The sequence below is a fragment of the Amycolatopsis aidingensis genome (assembly GCF_018885265.1).
GTDB classification, from domain to species: Bacteria; Actinomycetota; Actinomycetes; order Mycobacteriales; family Pseudonocardiaceae; genus Amycolatopsis; species Amycolatopsis aidingensis.
Window position 1 is genome coordinate 1,416,703 of sequence record NZ_CP076538.1, and the last position, 12,336, is coordinate 1,429,038.

The following is a 12,336-nucleotide window of genomic DNA, read 5'->3' on the forward strand; positions in this document are numbered from 1 at the left end:
ATGACCCCGGAGGAGTTCCGCGCGCACGGCAAGCGCGTGGTGGACTGGATCGCCGACTACCTCACCCGGATCGAGTCCTACCCGGTGCGCTCGCCTTCCCGGCCCGGCGAGGTACGTGCCGCGCTGCCGGCGCACCCGCCCGAACATGGCGAGCCCTTCGATTCGGTGCTGGCCGATCTCGAGCACACGGTCATGCCAGGGGTGACGCACTGGCAGCACCCCAGCTTCTTCGCCTACTTCCCGTGCAGCTCCTCCGGTCCAGGCATCCTCGGCGACCTGCTGTCCGCCGGGCTGGGTGTGCAGGGCATGGTCTGGGCCACCAGCCCGGCGTGCACCGAACTGGAGACCGTGGTGGTGGACTGGCTCGCCGAGCTGCTCGGTCTGCCAGCGGGTTTCCGCACCGACTCCGCGGGTGGCGGGGTGATCCAGGACTCGGCCTCCAGCGCCAGCCTGGTCGCCCTGCTGGCCGCGCTGCACCGGGCGAGCGGCGGCAAGATCGCCACCGAGGGGATCACCGGCCGGTACACCGTGTACGTCTCCTCGCAGACCCATTCCTCGCTGGAGAAGGCAGGCCGGATCGCCGGGATCGGCTCCAACAATGTGCGGGTGGTCGAGGTCGACCCGGACACCCTGGCGATGGATCCCGCGCACCTGCGTGCGCTGATCGGCGCGGACGTCGCCGAGGGCGCGGTGCCCGCCATGGTCTGTGCCACCGTGGGCACCACCTCGACCACCGCGATCGACCCGGTGGCCGCGCTGGGCGAGGTGTGCCGGGAGTTCGGGGCATGGCTGCATGTGGACGCCGCCTATGCCGGGGTGGCCGCCGTCTGCCCGGAACTGCGCTGGATCAACGACGGGGTGGCCGGGTACGCCGACTCCTATGTCACCAACCCGCACAAGTGGCTGCTGACCAACTTCGACTGCACCGTGCTCTGGCTGGCCGACCGGGCACCGATGATCGACGCGCTGGCCATCCTCCCGGAGTACCTGCGCAACTCGGCGACCGAGTCCGGCGAGGTGATCGACTACCGGGACTGGCAGATCCCGCTTGGCCGGAGATTCCGCGCCCTCAAGCTATGGTCGGTGCTGCGCTGGTACGGCGCGGAAGGGCTGCGCGAGCACATCCGGCACGGGGTCGCCCTTGCCGCCGAGCTCGCCGGGCTGGTCCGCGCCGACGAGGACTTCGTACTACTGGAACACCACCCGCTCGGCCTGGTGTGCTTCCGCCCGTGCTGGCCCGGACTGTCCGAAACGGACGCGGGCGCCGCGACGATGGCGGTGCTGGAGCGGCTGAACGACTCCGGCGAGCTGTACCTGAGCCACACCAAGGTGCGCGGTGAGATGTGGCTGCGGCTGGCCATCGGCGGCCCGGCGACCGAGCGTGAGCACGTGCTGGACGCCTGGTCGGCGATCCGCCGGTTCACACGTGCAGTACGAGATGAGCGATCGTGAAGTAGATGATCAGCCCGGTGGCGTCCACCAGGGTGGTGACCAGCGGCGCGGAGATCACCGCGGGGTCGATGCGCAGCCGTTTGGCCAGCAGCGGCATGGTCGAGCCGATCATGGCGGCCCAGGCGCAGATCAGCACCAGCGACAGCGCCACCGTGGTCGCCACCGGCACGCTCACCAGCAGCGAGCCCACCACGAACCCCACGGCGGCCAGCATCAGCCCGAGCAGCAGCCCCACCCGGCACTCCCGCCAGGCCACCCGCAGCACGTCCCCGCTGCGCACCTCGCCGACGGCCAGCGCGCGCACCGCCGAGGTGGCCGCCTGCGCGCCCGCGTTCCCTCCGGTGCCCACCAGCAGCGGGATGAACAGCGCCAGCGCGGTGACCTCGGCCAGGGTGGCCTCGAAGACCTGGAGCACGTTCACGGTGAGGGTGGCGGCCACGATGAGCAGCAGCAGCCAGATCGCCCTTGACCGGGCCAGCTGCCCGACACCGGCGGACATGTAGTGCCCGCTCCACGGCTGTGCAGCGGACTGGCGGGCGATGTCCTCGGTGTCGGCGGCCTCGATCACCTCGATCGCGTCGTCCACGGTGAACAACCCGACCACCCGGTCCTCGTTGTCCACCACCGGCAGGGCGAGCAGGTTGGTCTCCTGCAACAGGCGGGCCGCGGTCTCCACCTCGTCCACCGCGCGCACCGTGGGGCTCTCGGTGTCGGTCAGGTCGGCGACCGGGGTGTCCTGCTCGCTGAGCACCAGGTCCCGTAGCCGCATCCGGCCGAGGTAGCGGCGCTCGTCGTCCACCACCGGCAGGGTGTAGATCGTCTCCGCATCCGCCCCCTTGGCCCGTACCACCCGCAGTGCCTCGCCCGCGGTGAGCGCATGCCGGATCGCCACCGTCTCCGGGCTCATGTACCGGCCGACCGAGTTGTCCGGGTAGCCGAGCAGCTCGGCCGTCATCCGCCGCTCCGGCGCGCTCAGCCCGGTCAGCACCCGGTGCGCGAACTTGGCGGGTGCCTCGCCGAGCAGCCGGGCCCGGTCGTCCGGATCCATCCGTTCGACCAGTTCGCGGAAGGCGCTGTCCCGCAACCCGGAGAGCAGCTTCTGCTGGGTCGGCGGGTCGAGTTCCTCGAAGGCTTCCAGCGCCCGGTTCTTGTCCAGCAGCCGCAGCAGCAGCGCCGCACCGACCGGATCGGCGCGGGCCATCTCGTCGGCGATCTCGTGCGGTGGGTGTTCCGCCAGCCACAGCTGTAGCCCGGCGATGTCGTTGTCCTCCAGCAACCGCGGCAGGCCCTCGACCGCCATGCGACTCCCTCCCGATGGTGCACAAGCGCCTCAGCGGGAACGTTAGAGCATCGTGACCCAGCTGTCCCGTCTGGCGGGGCTGTGGCACAGTGGGCGTGGATTGATCGGGTTACCGAACGAATCCGGCCATGGATGTACGCTTTACCGAACGGAGTGGCGGAAGGTGAACGGTACCGGCGAGTCGGTGCGGGGCCTGCTGGCGGCGAACCTGCGGCGGGCGCGGGCCGAGCGCGGCCTCTCCCTCTCCGAACTGTCCCGGCGCTCCATGATCGGCAAGGCCACCCTTTCCCAGCTCGAGGCCGGGGCTGGCAACCCGACGATCGAGACGGTGTTCAGCCTTTCCAGGGCGCTGGAGCTGCCGATAACCGACCTGCTGGACCAGCGCGGGCCCACCGGGATGACCGTGGTGCGGGCCGAGGAGGCCGAGGTGCTCAGCGGGGAGGCCGTCGACCTGCGGCCGCTGCGCCGGATCGAGACCGAGGACGCCATCTTCGAGGTCTTCGACCAGCAGGTCCGCCCGACCGGTACCCAGTCCTCACTGGGGCACGTCGGCGTGGAGCACACCATCGTGCAGGCGGGCAGGCTGCGGGTGGAGGTGGACGGCAGCTCGGCCGAGCTGGGCCCTGGCGACTGCGTGGCCTTCGACGCGGTGCTGCCGCATGCCTACACCGCGGTGGAGGGCCCGGTGCGCTCGGTCCTGCTGCTGCAGTACCGCCCGGGAAACCGGCTCGACCTGGAAGGGGAGCACTCCGCTCCGGGGTGAGTCCGGAGTGAGCGTTGACATGCCTCTCGGCCGCGGCCTAGCCTGATTACCGTTCGCTTTATCGAACGGGAGGGTTCGATGTTCAGAACGCGGGTGCTGGTGCTGGGTGCCGGGATCATCGGCGCCGCCTGTGCCCGCGAGCTGGCCGGGGCCGGACTGGCGGTCACCGTCCTGGACCGGGATCGGCCGGGGAGTGCGACCACCGCGCACGGCGAGGGCAATGTCCTGGTCTCCGACAAGGGGCCCGGCCCCGAGCTCGAGCTCGCCAAGCTGTCCAGGAAGCTGTGGCCGCACACGCTTGCGGAGCTCGGCGAAACACGGGCGTCGACGGTGGAATGGGACCCCAAGGGCGGGATCGTGGTGGCCACCACCGAGCAGGGCGCGCGGGAGCTGGCCGCCTTCGCCGGGCGGCAGCGGGCGGCCGGGGTGGTCGCGGAGGAACTGGACGCCGGGCAGCTGGCCGCCGCGGAACCGCAGCTGACCCCAGGGGTGACCGCGGCCTTCCACTACCCGCAGGACGCGCAGGTGCAGCCGGTGGCCGCGGCCACCGGCCTGCTGTCCGCGGCGCTGGAGGCGGGAGCCACCCTGCGCACCGGTTGCCGGGTGCTCGGCGGGCATACCGAGGGTGGACGGCTGACCGGGGTGCGCACCACCGAGGGTGTGCTGGGTGCGGATGCCGTGGTGAACGCGGCCGGGCCGTGGGCGGGGGAGCTGTCCGCCCTGCTCGGCGCCCCGGTCGAGGTGCGGCCGCGGCGAGGCGAGGTGCTGGTGACCACCCCGATGCCACCCACCGTCTTCCACAAGGTCTACGACGCGGGCTACGTGGGCGCGGTCGGCAGTGCCAGCGCGCAGCTGCGGACCTCGGCCGTGGTCGAGTCCACAAAGGCCGGAACCATCCTGCTCGGATCCTCGCGCAGGCAGGCCGGTTTCGACGCCGGCCTGCGGGTGGACGTGCTGTCCGCGATCGCGGCGAACGCGCTGCGCCTGTTCCCAGGGCTCGGCGCGGCCACGGTGATGCGGGCTTATGGGGGGTTCCGTCCTTATGTCCCTGACCACCTGCCGATCATCGGCGCGGACCCCCGGCAGCCCCGCCTCTGGCACGTCACCGGGCACGAGGGCGCCGGGATCGGCCTCGCCGTGGGCACCGCAAGGTTGCTGCGCGAGCTGCTGCTCGGCGAGCCGACCACGATCGACCCCGGGCCGTTCCGGGTGGGCCGGGCCGGAGTCATGGTGGAGGGAGACACATGAGTCCTCGGATGGTGCCTGCCGCGGCCGATCGCGCCGGACGCACCGACCGGCCGCTGTCGATCACCGTGGACGGTGCGCCGGTTTCCGGGATCGAAGGCCAGAGCATCGCCGGGGTGCTGCTCGGGGCGGGCAGGCTGTCCTGGCGCCGCGGCCCTTCCGGGCCACGCGGCGTGTTCTGCGGGATCGGCGCCTGCTTCGACTGCCTGGTGACGGTGAACGGCGAGCCCGATGTGCGGGCCTGCCGCCGGGCCGCCGTGGACGGCGACACCGTGCTGACCCAGGAGCGCGCATGACCGGGGTGGTGGTGATCGGCGCCGGGCCTGCCGGGCTCGCCGCGGCGGAGCAGGCCCTGCGCGCGGGTGCCGAGGTGACCGTGCTGGACGAGGCCGAGGAACCCGGCGGGCAGTACCACCGGATGCTGCCGCGGGCCTACGCCGCCCGCCACCCGGAGCGCCTGCAGACCGGCTGGCGCGCCTTCGACCGGCGGCAACGCCGGGTCCGCGAACATCCGCGCTGTACCTTCACTGCCCGGACCAGGGTATGGGCGCTGGAACCCAGGGCGGACCGGGCGCCGCTGGTGCACGTGCTGCGCGGGGCCGCGGACTCGGCCGGTGGGCGTGCCGTGCTGGAGCCGGAAGCCCTGGTGCTGGCCACCGGGGCGCATGACAGGGTGCTGCCCTTCCCCGGCTGGGACCTGCCAGGGGTGTTCACCGCCGGCGCGGCGCAGGCACTGGCCAAGGGGGAGCGGGTGCTGGTCGGGGACCGGGTGGTGGTCTGTGGCACCGGGCCGTTCCTGCTGCCGGTGGCCGCCTCCCTGCTGGAGGCGGGCGGCCGGGTGCTCACCGTGCTGGAGGCCAACCCGGCGGCGACCCTGCTGCGCGGCTGGACCGCCCGCGGCCGGGAACTGCTGCCCCAGGCGGGAAAGGCCGCCGAACTGGCCGGGTACGCCGCCTGCCTGCTGCGGCACCGTACCCCCTACCGGACCGGGCGGGCGGTGGTGGCGGCTCGCGGCGAGGGCCGGGTGGAGGAGGTCGTCATCGCCAGGCTGCGGCCGGACTGGTCACCCGTTCCCGGCACCGAACGGGTGCTGCCCGCGGACGCGGTCTGTGCCGGGCACGGGTTCAGCCCGCGCCTGGAACTTCCGGTCGCGGCAGGCTGTGCCCTGGACCGAGGGGAGTTCGTGCTGGTGGACGCCGAGCAGCGGACCAGTAGCCCCTGCGTGTATGCCGCGGGTGAGATTACCGGTATCGCGGGCGCACCCGCCGCCGCGGCCGAGGGCGCGGTGGCCGGCTGGGTCGCGGGGGGCGGCGATCCGGCCGCGATCACCAGGCTGCTGCGGCGGCGGGACCGGGGACGCGCCTTCGCCGCCCGGCTGGCCCGCGCACACCCGATCGGCAGTGGCTGGCCGGACTGGCTGCGCCCGGAAACCGTGCTCTGCCGCTGCGAGGGCACCGACTACCGGACCCTGTGCCGGGCACTCGAGGATCCGGCCCGCGACGCGGCCCGCGCCGTCCGGCTCGGCACCAGGGCCGGGCTCGGCCCGTGCCAGGGCCGGATCTGCGACCCGACCGTTGCCGAGCTCACCGCCCGCCGTGGTGGCGAGGTGTCCATGGCGCACAACCGCCCGATCGCCCAGCCTATCCGCCTCGCGGATCTCGCCGGTCCACCGGAGAAGGAGAGGAATTCATGACGGAGCGTCGGCTCGGCGGGGTCGTGGTGGCCACCGCCCTGCCCTATGCCGAGGACCCCGGTGCGCCGGCCGGGCTGGCCGTGGACCACGACCGCTACGCCGAGCACTGCCGATGGCTGATCGACAGCGGCTGCCGTGGCGTCGGCCCGAACGGCTCGCTTGGCGAGTACTCCTCGCTCACCGACGCCGAGCGCAGGGCGGTGGCCCGCACCGCCATCGAGGCGGTCGGCGGGGAGGGCATCGTGGTGGCCGGGGTGCACGGGGTCGGTGCGCACCAGGCCCGGCACTGGGCCGAACTTGCCGCCGAGGACGGGGCGGACGGGGTGCTGTGCCTACCGCCGACGATGTACCGGGCCAACCGCGGCGAGATCCTCGCGCACTACGCGGCGGTGGCCGCGGTCGGCCTGCCGGTGATGATCTACAACAACCCGCTGGACACCAAGGTGGACCTCGATCCGGACCTGGTGGCCGAGATCGCGCAGCTGGACAACGTGGTGGCGGTCAAGGAGTTCTCCGGGGACGTGCGGCGGGTGCTGGAGATCAGGGAACGTGCCCCGGAGCTGGAGGTGATCAGCGGCGCCGACGATGTGGTGCTGGAGTCCCTGCTGATGGGCGCCACCGGCTGGTTCGCCGGGTTCCCGAACGTGTTCCCCGCGGAGTCGGTGCGGCTGTTCGAACTGGCCACCTCCGGCAGGCTGGAGCAGGCTCGAGCGCTGTACGAACCGCTGGTACCCGCGTTCCGCTGGGACTCCCGCACCGAGTTCGTGCAGGCCATCAAGCTTGGGATGGAGCTGGTCGGCCGGTACGGCGGCCCCTGCCGCCCGCCGCGGGGCCCGCTGACCGAGGAACACCGCGAGCGGGTCCGTGCCGATATGGCCCACGCGATCGCGGCGCTGGAGAACGAGGTGGCCTGATGCGCTCGATCCGCACGCTCACCGCCGTGGACTCGCACACCGAGGGGATGCCCACCAGGGTGATCACCGGTGGGGTGCGGCCGATCCCCGGCGACACCATGGCGCAGCGGCGCCGCTACTTCAGCGACAACCTGGACGAGCTGCGGCGGTTCCTGGTCGACGAGCCGCGCGGGCATCCCGCGATGAGCGGGGCGATCCTGCAACCCCCCACCCGCCCGGACGCCGAATGGGGCGTGCTCTACATCGAGGTCAGCGGGCTGCTGCCGATGTGCGGGCACGGCACCATCGGGGTGGCCACCGTGCTGGTGGAGACCGGAATGGTGCCGGTGACCGAACCGGAGACCACGGTGCGGCTGGACACCCCGGCTGGGCTGGTCGAGGCCAGGGTGACCGTCCGGGACGGGGCCGCCGAGCGGGTGACCCTGCGGAATGTGGACGCCTTCGTGCTGGAACTGGACGCCGTGGTGGATGTACCGGGGCTCGGCGAGATCCGCTACGACATGGCCTACGGCGGGAACTTCTATGCCATTGTGGACTCCGAGCGAGCTGGAATCCCGTTTGACCGGACGGAGCGGGACCGGATCATGGCCGCGGGACTGCGCATCATGGCCGCGATCAACGAGCGGAACCCGCCCGCGCATCCGGTGGACGCGCAGATCTCCGGATGCAAGCACGTGCACCTGGTGGCGCCCGGCTCCACCGCCCGGCATTCCCGGCACGCCATGGTGATCCATCCCGGCTGGTTCGACCGTTCCCCCTGCGGCACCGGAACCTGCGCCCGGATGGCCCAGCTGCATGCCCGCGGCGAGCTGCCGCTGCACACCGAGTTCGTCAACGAGTCCTTCATCGGCACCAGGTTCACCGGACGTCTGCTCGGGGAAACCACGGTCGGCACCCTGCCAGGGGTGGTGCCGGAGTTCTCCGGCCGAGCCTGGATCACCGGCACCGCGAACTACCTGCTCGACCCGCGCGATCCGTTCCCTGCCGGTTTCGTGCTCTGATCCGTTCCTGCAGAGGGAGACATATGATCGACCACACGGCCGCAAGGACCTGGGCGGCGACCTCGCCAACCGAGCGGGCAACCGCGCTGGAGGCGGTAGCCGACGCCCTGGATGCCGAGCGCGGGGACCTGGTCCCGTTGGCCGACACCGAGACCCACCTCGGCACCCCGCGGCTGAACGGCGAGCTGACCCGCACGATCTTCCAGCTAAGGCTGTTCGCCGAGCAGGTGCGCGCCGGAGAGTTCCTGGACGTGCGGATCGACGCGGCCGATCCGGACTGGCCATCCGGCGCGCGCCCGGAGCTGCGCCGCTACCGCACCGCGCTCGGCCCCGTGCTGGTGTTCGCCGCGAGCAACTTCCCGTTCGCCTTCAGCGTGGCGGGCGGGGACACCGCCTCGGCACTGGCCGCGGGCTGCCCGGTGGTGGTGAAGGCGCACCCGGGGCACCCGGAACTGTCCCGCCGCACGGCCGCTGTGGTCGAGCGGGCACTGGGCAGGCCGGGGGTGTTCACCCTGATCGAGGGGGAGCAGGCCGGGGTGGATGCCTTGCGCCATCCCGATATCCGGGCCGCGGCCTTCACCGGTTCGGTGCGCGGCGGGCTCGCGCTCGCCCGGATCGCGGCGGAGCGGCCGGAACCGATCCCGTTCTACGGCGAGCTCGGCAGCGTCAACCCGGTGGTGGTCACCCCGGGTGCGGCGCGGCGCCGGATCGCCGATATCGCCGCGGGCTACGTGGGTTCGCTGACCCAGGGCGCGGGGCAGTTCTGCACCAACCCAGGAGTGCTGTTCGTGCCGGAGGGCAGCGAACTGATCGACCGGATCGCGGCGATGCTGCGCGAGGTCGCGGCGGCGCCGATGTTGAACGAGCGGATCGCCGCGGGCTACCTGGATGGCGCCCGCCGGTTCGGCGAACGTTCCGACGTCCGCACCTTGGTATGGCCCGCCGACGCGGACTCGCTCGCCCCGCGGCTGCTGGAAATGGGCCTCGCCGATTTCGACGCCGCGGCGGCCGAGGAATGCTTCGGCCCGTTCGGCCTGGTGGTGACCTACTCCGACCTCGCCGAGCTGCCCGCGGTGCTGGCGGAGCTGCCGGGCCAGCTCACCGGCACCCTGCATGCCAGGGAGACCGAGGATGTCGCGGCGCTGGCGGAGGCACTGGCCGCGCGCAGCGGGCGGGTGATCTGGAACGGCTGGCCCACCGGGGTCGCGGTGACCCACGCGATGCAGCACGGTGGCCCGTTTCCCGCCACCACCGCGCCGCTGTCCACCTCGGTGGGAACCGCTGCCATGGAACGCTTCCTGCGCCCGGTCACCTACCAGTCCTGGCCGGACCACCTGCTGCCAGCGCCCCTGCGCGAGGCCAACCCCTGGAACATCCCCCAGCACCGCTCCTGATCGCTGTGAGTGGCCTGCCCGGGTTACTTGGATTCGACGCTTCCGAGTGGAGCGGGGCCGGCCGTCAGTGCTTCGCACGCCGCCTGCCACGCGGGGTCCCCTGGGTAGAGCTCCGAGCGGAGGTAGGCCCAGGTGAGCCGCTGGACCGCCGCGACCCGCTCGGGGTTCTCGTCGGTGGTCTCGGCGACGTCGTAGCCGGAGATCCCGCCGAGCCCGTGTTCCGCGCCGAACAGGGTGACGAGTGCCTTGCGGCCCGGGGCGAGGAAGTACGGATCGGTGTGCCACTCCGGGCCCCGAACCGTCAGGTGGGCAGAGGCGTCCTTCTCCCCGGCGACTACAAGCGCGGGGGTCGTCATCGTGGCGAAGTCGATGGTCGAGAGGAAGGCGTAGTTCTCGAGCACGAACTCGGTGAGCGCATCGCCGCCACGGCCTGGCGAGGCAAGCAGCACACCCGCCGTGATCCGGGGCTCGGCCAGGTTCACCTCCGTCCCGTCGCGGGGATCGGTGAACCGCGCGCCCAGCAGCAGGCTCGCGGTGTGCCCGCCCATCGAGTGCCCGGCCACGGCGACCTTGCCGTGGTCGACGCGCCCGCGGAGTTGCGGGACGGCGTCTTCGATCTCGCCGAGCCGGTCCAGGATGAGCGCCATGTCCTCGGCCCGCGATCGGTAGTACAGCGGCGCCTCCGGGTGGTCGGCGTCCAGGTCCAGCGTCCTGGAGCTCAGATGGGTGGGCTGGAGCACGACGAAGCCGTGCGCAGCCCAGAAGTTGGCGAGTGGGGCGTAGCCATTCAGCGAGGACAGGTGGTTCGAGGGGCCCTGGCCGTGGGAGAGCAGGATGATCGGCAGCTCGCTTCCGGTCACGGGCGCGGAGACTCGCAGCTGCAGATCCACGGCCCGGCCGGGAGCCGACAGCCCCACCGGGCTGACCGAAAGGACCGCGGCGGGTGCGGGCGCGCCGGTGGTGTCGGCCGCGTACGTCGATTCACTCATGATGTGGGTTTCCTCCCAAGGGCTGGCGACCGGCGTCGACTATGCTCGAACCGGAACGATGTTCCACAAACATACGGAACACTGTTCCGTTTCGTCAACTGTCGCCGGAAGGAGCACGTGGTGCCCACTGAAAGCCAGCCCGGGGAGGCGCAGGCGCGAAGCAAGCGGGCCGACGCGCGGCGCAACCAGCAGGCGCTGCTTACCGCCGCCGCAGCGGTCTTCGTCACCTCCGGCGTCGACGCGCCGATCCGAGAGATCGCGGCCAGGGCCGGTGTCGGGGTGGGGACGATCTACCGCCACTTCCCGACGCGGGCGGACCTCATCGTCGCCGTCTACCGGCACCAGGTCGAAGCCTGTGCCGAGGCCGGTCCGACCCTGCTGGCCAGTGCCGGCTCTCCGCTCGCGGCTCTCCGCCAGTGGGTCGACCTCTTCGTTGACTTCCTTGTCACCAAGCACGGACTGGCCAACGCGCTGCAATCCGACAGCAGCGGCTTCGAGGCGCTGCACACCTACTTCCTCGACCGCCTGGTGCCCGTCTGCGCGCAGCTGCTCGATGCCGCGGTCGACGCCGGTGAGGCCAGGCCCGGTACGCAGGCCTACGAACTGATGCGCGGCATCGGCAACCTCTGCATTGGACGGGACGACGATCCCCGCTATGACCCTCGCCGATTGATCGAACTGCTCCTCAACGGGCTACAACGACCCACTTATCCTGATCCCGATCTCGGCGAACCGGTTGCGGGGGCGTAAGGCGAATACTCCGGTTGACGGCTGGGCCGGGGTGCGCGGGGCTGCCTACCGTGAAAGCCCCTGCGAATGAGGAGAATGGTATGCGGAAACGTTTTCTGCCTCGCCTTGTCACGGTGGTTGTCGCGCTGGTCGCGGCCTGCCTCACCGGTTCGCTCACCGCGGCGGCCGAGGCTCCGGTCCGCCCGTTGATGGGCGGGATGGCGCTGAACGCCGACCCTACCGGCCCGGTCAGCCGCCCCTGCGTGTCGGCATTCAACGTGCGTAGTGGAAAGACCGGCTACGTGCTTACGCACGGCGCCTGCGGCCGGGTCGGGCAACCGGTGTACGGGCCGGACGGCACGTTGATCGGGAAGATCGCCTTCGTCGGCACCGTCGGTCCGGATGCCGCGCTGGTCGAGGTGAGCAACACCCGGCAATGGGAGCAGGGTCCCTGGATCGCCCTGCCGGAAACCCGGCAGCCGCTGACCGTGGCCGGGGCGAAGGAGGCGCCGGTCGGCGGGAAGGTCTGCATCTCCAGCCCGGTCAGTGGTAGCCGGTGCGGCACCATCACCGCCCGGAACCAGACCGTGAACCTGCCCGACCGCACCCTGCGCGGGATGATCCGCACCGACATCTGCGTGCGCGACGGCGATCGCGGTGCCCCGCTGTTCGCGCGGGATGTGCTGGGCCGGGTCCACGCCCAGGGTCACCTCGTCGCCGCGAGCCGCTGGTTCCCCTGCGCCAGCTACTTCCAGCCACTCGACGCCGTGCTGTCCCACTACCGCCTGACCCTGCTCACCGGCTGAGGCCAACCGCTGTGAGTGGCCCGTTCCCTGCCGTTTCGGGTGGTGGGAGA

Annotated in this window: 12 protein-coding genes; 10 read left to right on the forward strand and 2 right to left on the reverse strand. The window is 71.9% G+C overall.

Going from position 1 to position 12,336, the window contains the following annotated elements; genetic code table 11:
• The gene (locus KOI47_RS06845) at window positions 1-1,452 is read left to right on the forward strand and encodes a pyridoxal-dependent decarboxylase (RefSeq protein ID WP_216217145.1); all 1,452 of its coding nucleotides are present in this window, start codon (window positions 1-3) and stop codon (window positions 1,450-1,452) included.
• On the opposite strand, the gene mgtE is transcribed toward KOI47_RS06845, so the two are convergent.
• Window positions 1,421-2,752, reverse strand: a complete 1,332-nt coding sequence (gene mgtE, locus KOI47_RS06850) for a magnesium transporter (RefSeq protein WP_216214979.1) — start codon at window positions 2,750-2,752, stop codon at window positions 1,421-1,423. The genes KOI47_RS06845 and mgtE overlap by 32 nt on opposite strands.
• 163 nt (window positions 2,753-2,915) lie before the next feature.
• On the opposite strand from mgtE, the gene KOI47_RS06855 reads away from it, so the two are divergent.
• The 7 genes from KOI47_RS06855 (at window position 2,916) to KOI47_RS06885 (ending at window position 9,762) form a co-directional block, all read left to right on the forward strand.
• Entirely contained in the window at window positions 2,916-3,515 is a 600-nt protein-coding gene (locus KOI47_RS06855) for a helix-turn-helix domain-containing protein (protein WP_232376586.1), read from the forward strand.
• 78 nt (window positions 3,516-3,593) lie between these two features.
• The gene (locus KOI47_RS06860; protein WP_216214982.1) at window positions 3,594-4,763 is read left to right on the forward strand and encodes an NAD(P)/FAD-dependent oxidoreductase; all 1,170 of its coding nucleotides are present in this window, start codon (window positions 3,594-3,596) and stop codon (window positions 4,761-4,763) included.
• On the forward strand, window positions 4,760-5,056 hold the full coding sequence (locus KOI47_RS06865) for a (2Fe-2S)-binding protein (protein WP_216214983.1): 297 nt from the start codon (window positions 4,760-4,762) through the stop codon (window positions 5,054-5,056). Before KOI47_RS06860 ends, KOI47_RS06865 begins: the two co-directional genes overlap by 4 nt.
• Window positions 5,053-6,453, forward strand: coding sequence for an FAD-dependent oxidoreductase (locus KOI47_RS06870; RefSeq protein WP_216214986.1), 1,401 nt, complete (start codon window positions 5,053-5,055; stop codon window positions 6,451-6,453). The genes KOI47_RS06865 and KOI47_RS06870 overlap by 4 nt, the downstream gene beginning before the upstream one ends.
• Window positions 6,450-7,367, forward strand: a complete 918-nt coding sequence (locus tag KOI47_RS06875; protein WP_216214987.1) for a dihydrodipicolinate synthase family protein — start codon at window positions 6,450-6,452, stop codon at window positions 7,365-7,367. Before KOI47_RS06870 ends, KOI47_RS06875 begins: the two co-directional genes overlap by 4 nt.
• Window positions 7,367-8,368, forward strand: a complete 1,002-nt coding sequence (locus KOI47_RS06880; RefSeq protein ID WP_216214989.1) for a proline racemase family protein — start codon at window positions 7,367-7,369, stop codon at window positions 8,366-8,368. The genes KOI47_RS06875 and KOI47_RS06880 overlap by 1 nt, the downstream gene beginning before the upstream one ends.
• A gap of 23 nt (window positions 8,369-8,391) precedes the next feature.
• A complete protein-coding gene (locus KOI47_RS06885) occupies window positions 8,392-9,762 on the forward strand; it encodes an aldehyde dehydrogenase (NADP(+)) (protein WP_216214991.1) in 1,371 nt (456 codons plus the stop codon).
• A gap of 23 nt (window positions 9,763-9,785) precedes the next feature.
• Here the strand turns inward: KOI47_RS06885 and KOI47_RS06890 are convergent, their stop codons facing one another.
• Window positions 9,786-10,751 (reverse strand): alpha/beta hydrolase family protein, encoded by a 966-nt coding sequence (locus KOI47_RS06890; protein WP_216214994.1) that lies wholly within the window; start codon window positions 10,749-10,751, stop codon window positions 9,786-9,788.
• A 120-nt stretch (window positions 10,752-10,871) separates the two neighbouring features.
• Here KOI47_RS06890 and KOI47_RS06895 point away from each other — a divergent pair, with 120 nt between their 5' ends.
• Together KOI47_RS06895 and KOI47_RS06900 are read left to right on the forward strand one after the other, a co-directional pair.
• Complete coding sequence (locus KOI47_RS06895; protein WP_216214996.1) at window positions 10,872-11,501, forward strand: TetR/AcrR family transcriptional regulator; 630 nt, start codon at window positions 10,872-10,874, stop codon at window positions 11,499-11,501.
• 80 nt (window positions 11,502-11,581) lie between these two features.
• Window positions 11,582-12,286: a S1 family peptidase gene (locus KOI47_RS06900; RefSeq protein ID WP_216214997.1), complete on the forward strand. Its 705-nt coding sequence runs from the start codon at window positions 11,582-11,584 to the stop codon at window positions 12,284-12,286.
• Window positions 12,287-12,336 lie beyond the last annotated feature (50 nt).

What these genes read in the sequence shown, in the direction of transcription:
- KOI47_RS06890 (WP_216214994.1), bottom strand. Translation starts at nt 10,751, where the DNA reads ATGAGTGAATCGACGTACGCGGCCGACACCACCGGCGCGCCCGCACCC.
- KOI47_RS06870 (WP_216214986.1), top strand. Translation starts at nt 5,053, where the DNA reads ATGACCGGGGTGGTGGTGATCGGCGCCGGGCCTGCCGGGCTCGCCGCG.
- KOI47_RS06875 (WP_216214987.1), top strand. Translation starts at nt 6,450, where the DNA reads ATGACGGAGCGTCGGCTCGGCGGGGTCGTGGTGGCCACCGCCCTGCCC.
- mgtE (WP_216214979.1), bottom strand. Translation starts at nt 2,752, where the DNA reads ATGGCGGTCGAGGGCCTGCCGCGGTTGCTGGAGGACAACGACATCGCC.
- KOI47_RS06900 (WP_216214997.1), top strand. Translation starts at nt 11,582, where the DNA reads ATGCGGAAACGTTTTCTGCCTCGCCTTGTCACGGTGGTTGTCGCGCTG.
- KOI47_RS06865 (WP_216214983.1), top strand. Translation starts at nt 4,760, where the DNA reads ATGAGTCCTCGGATGGTGCCTGCCGCGGCCGATCGCGCCGGACGCACC.
- KOI47_RS06845 (WP_216217145.1), top strand. Translation starts at nt 1, where the DNA reads ATGACCCCGGAGGAGTTCCGCGCGCACGGCAAGCGCGTGGTGGACTGG.
- KOI47_RS06880 (WP_216214989.1), top strand. Translation starts at nt 7,367, where the DNA reads ATGCGCTCGATCCGCACGCTCACCGCCGTGGACTCGCACACCGAGGGG.
- KOI47_RS06885 (WP_216214991.1), top strand. Translation starts at nt 8,392, where the DNA reads ATGATCGACCACACGGCCGCAAGGACCTGGGCGGCGACCTCGCCAACC.
- KOI47_RS06860 (WP_216214982.1), top strand. Translation starts at nt 3,594, where the DNA reads ATGTTCAGAACGCGGGTGCTGGTGCTGGGTGCCGGGATCATCGGCGCC.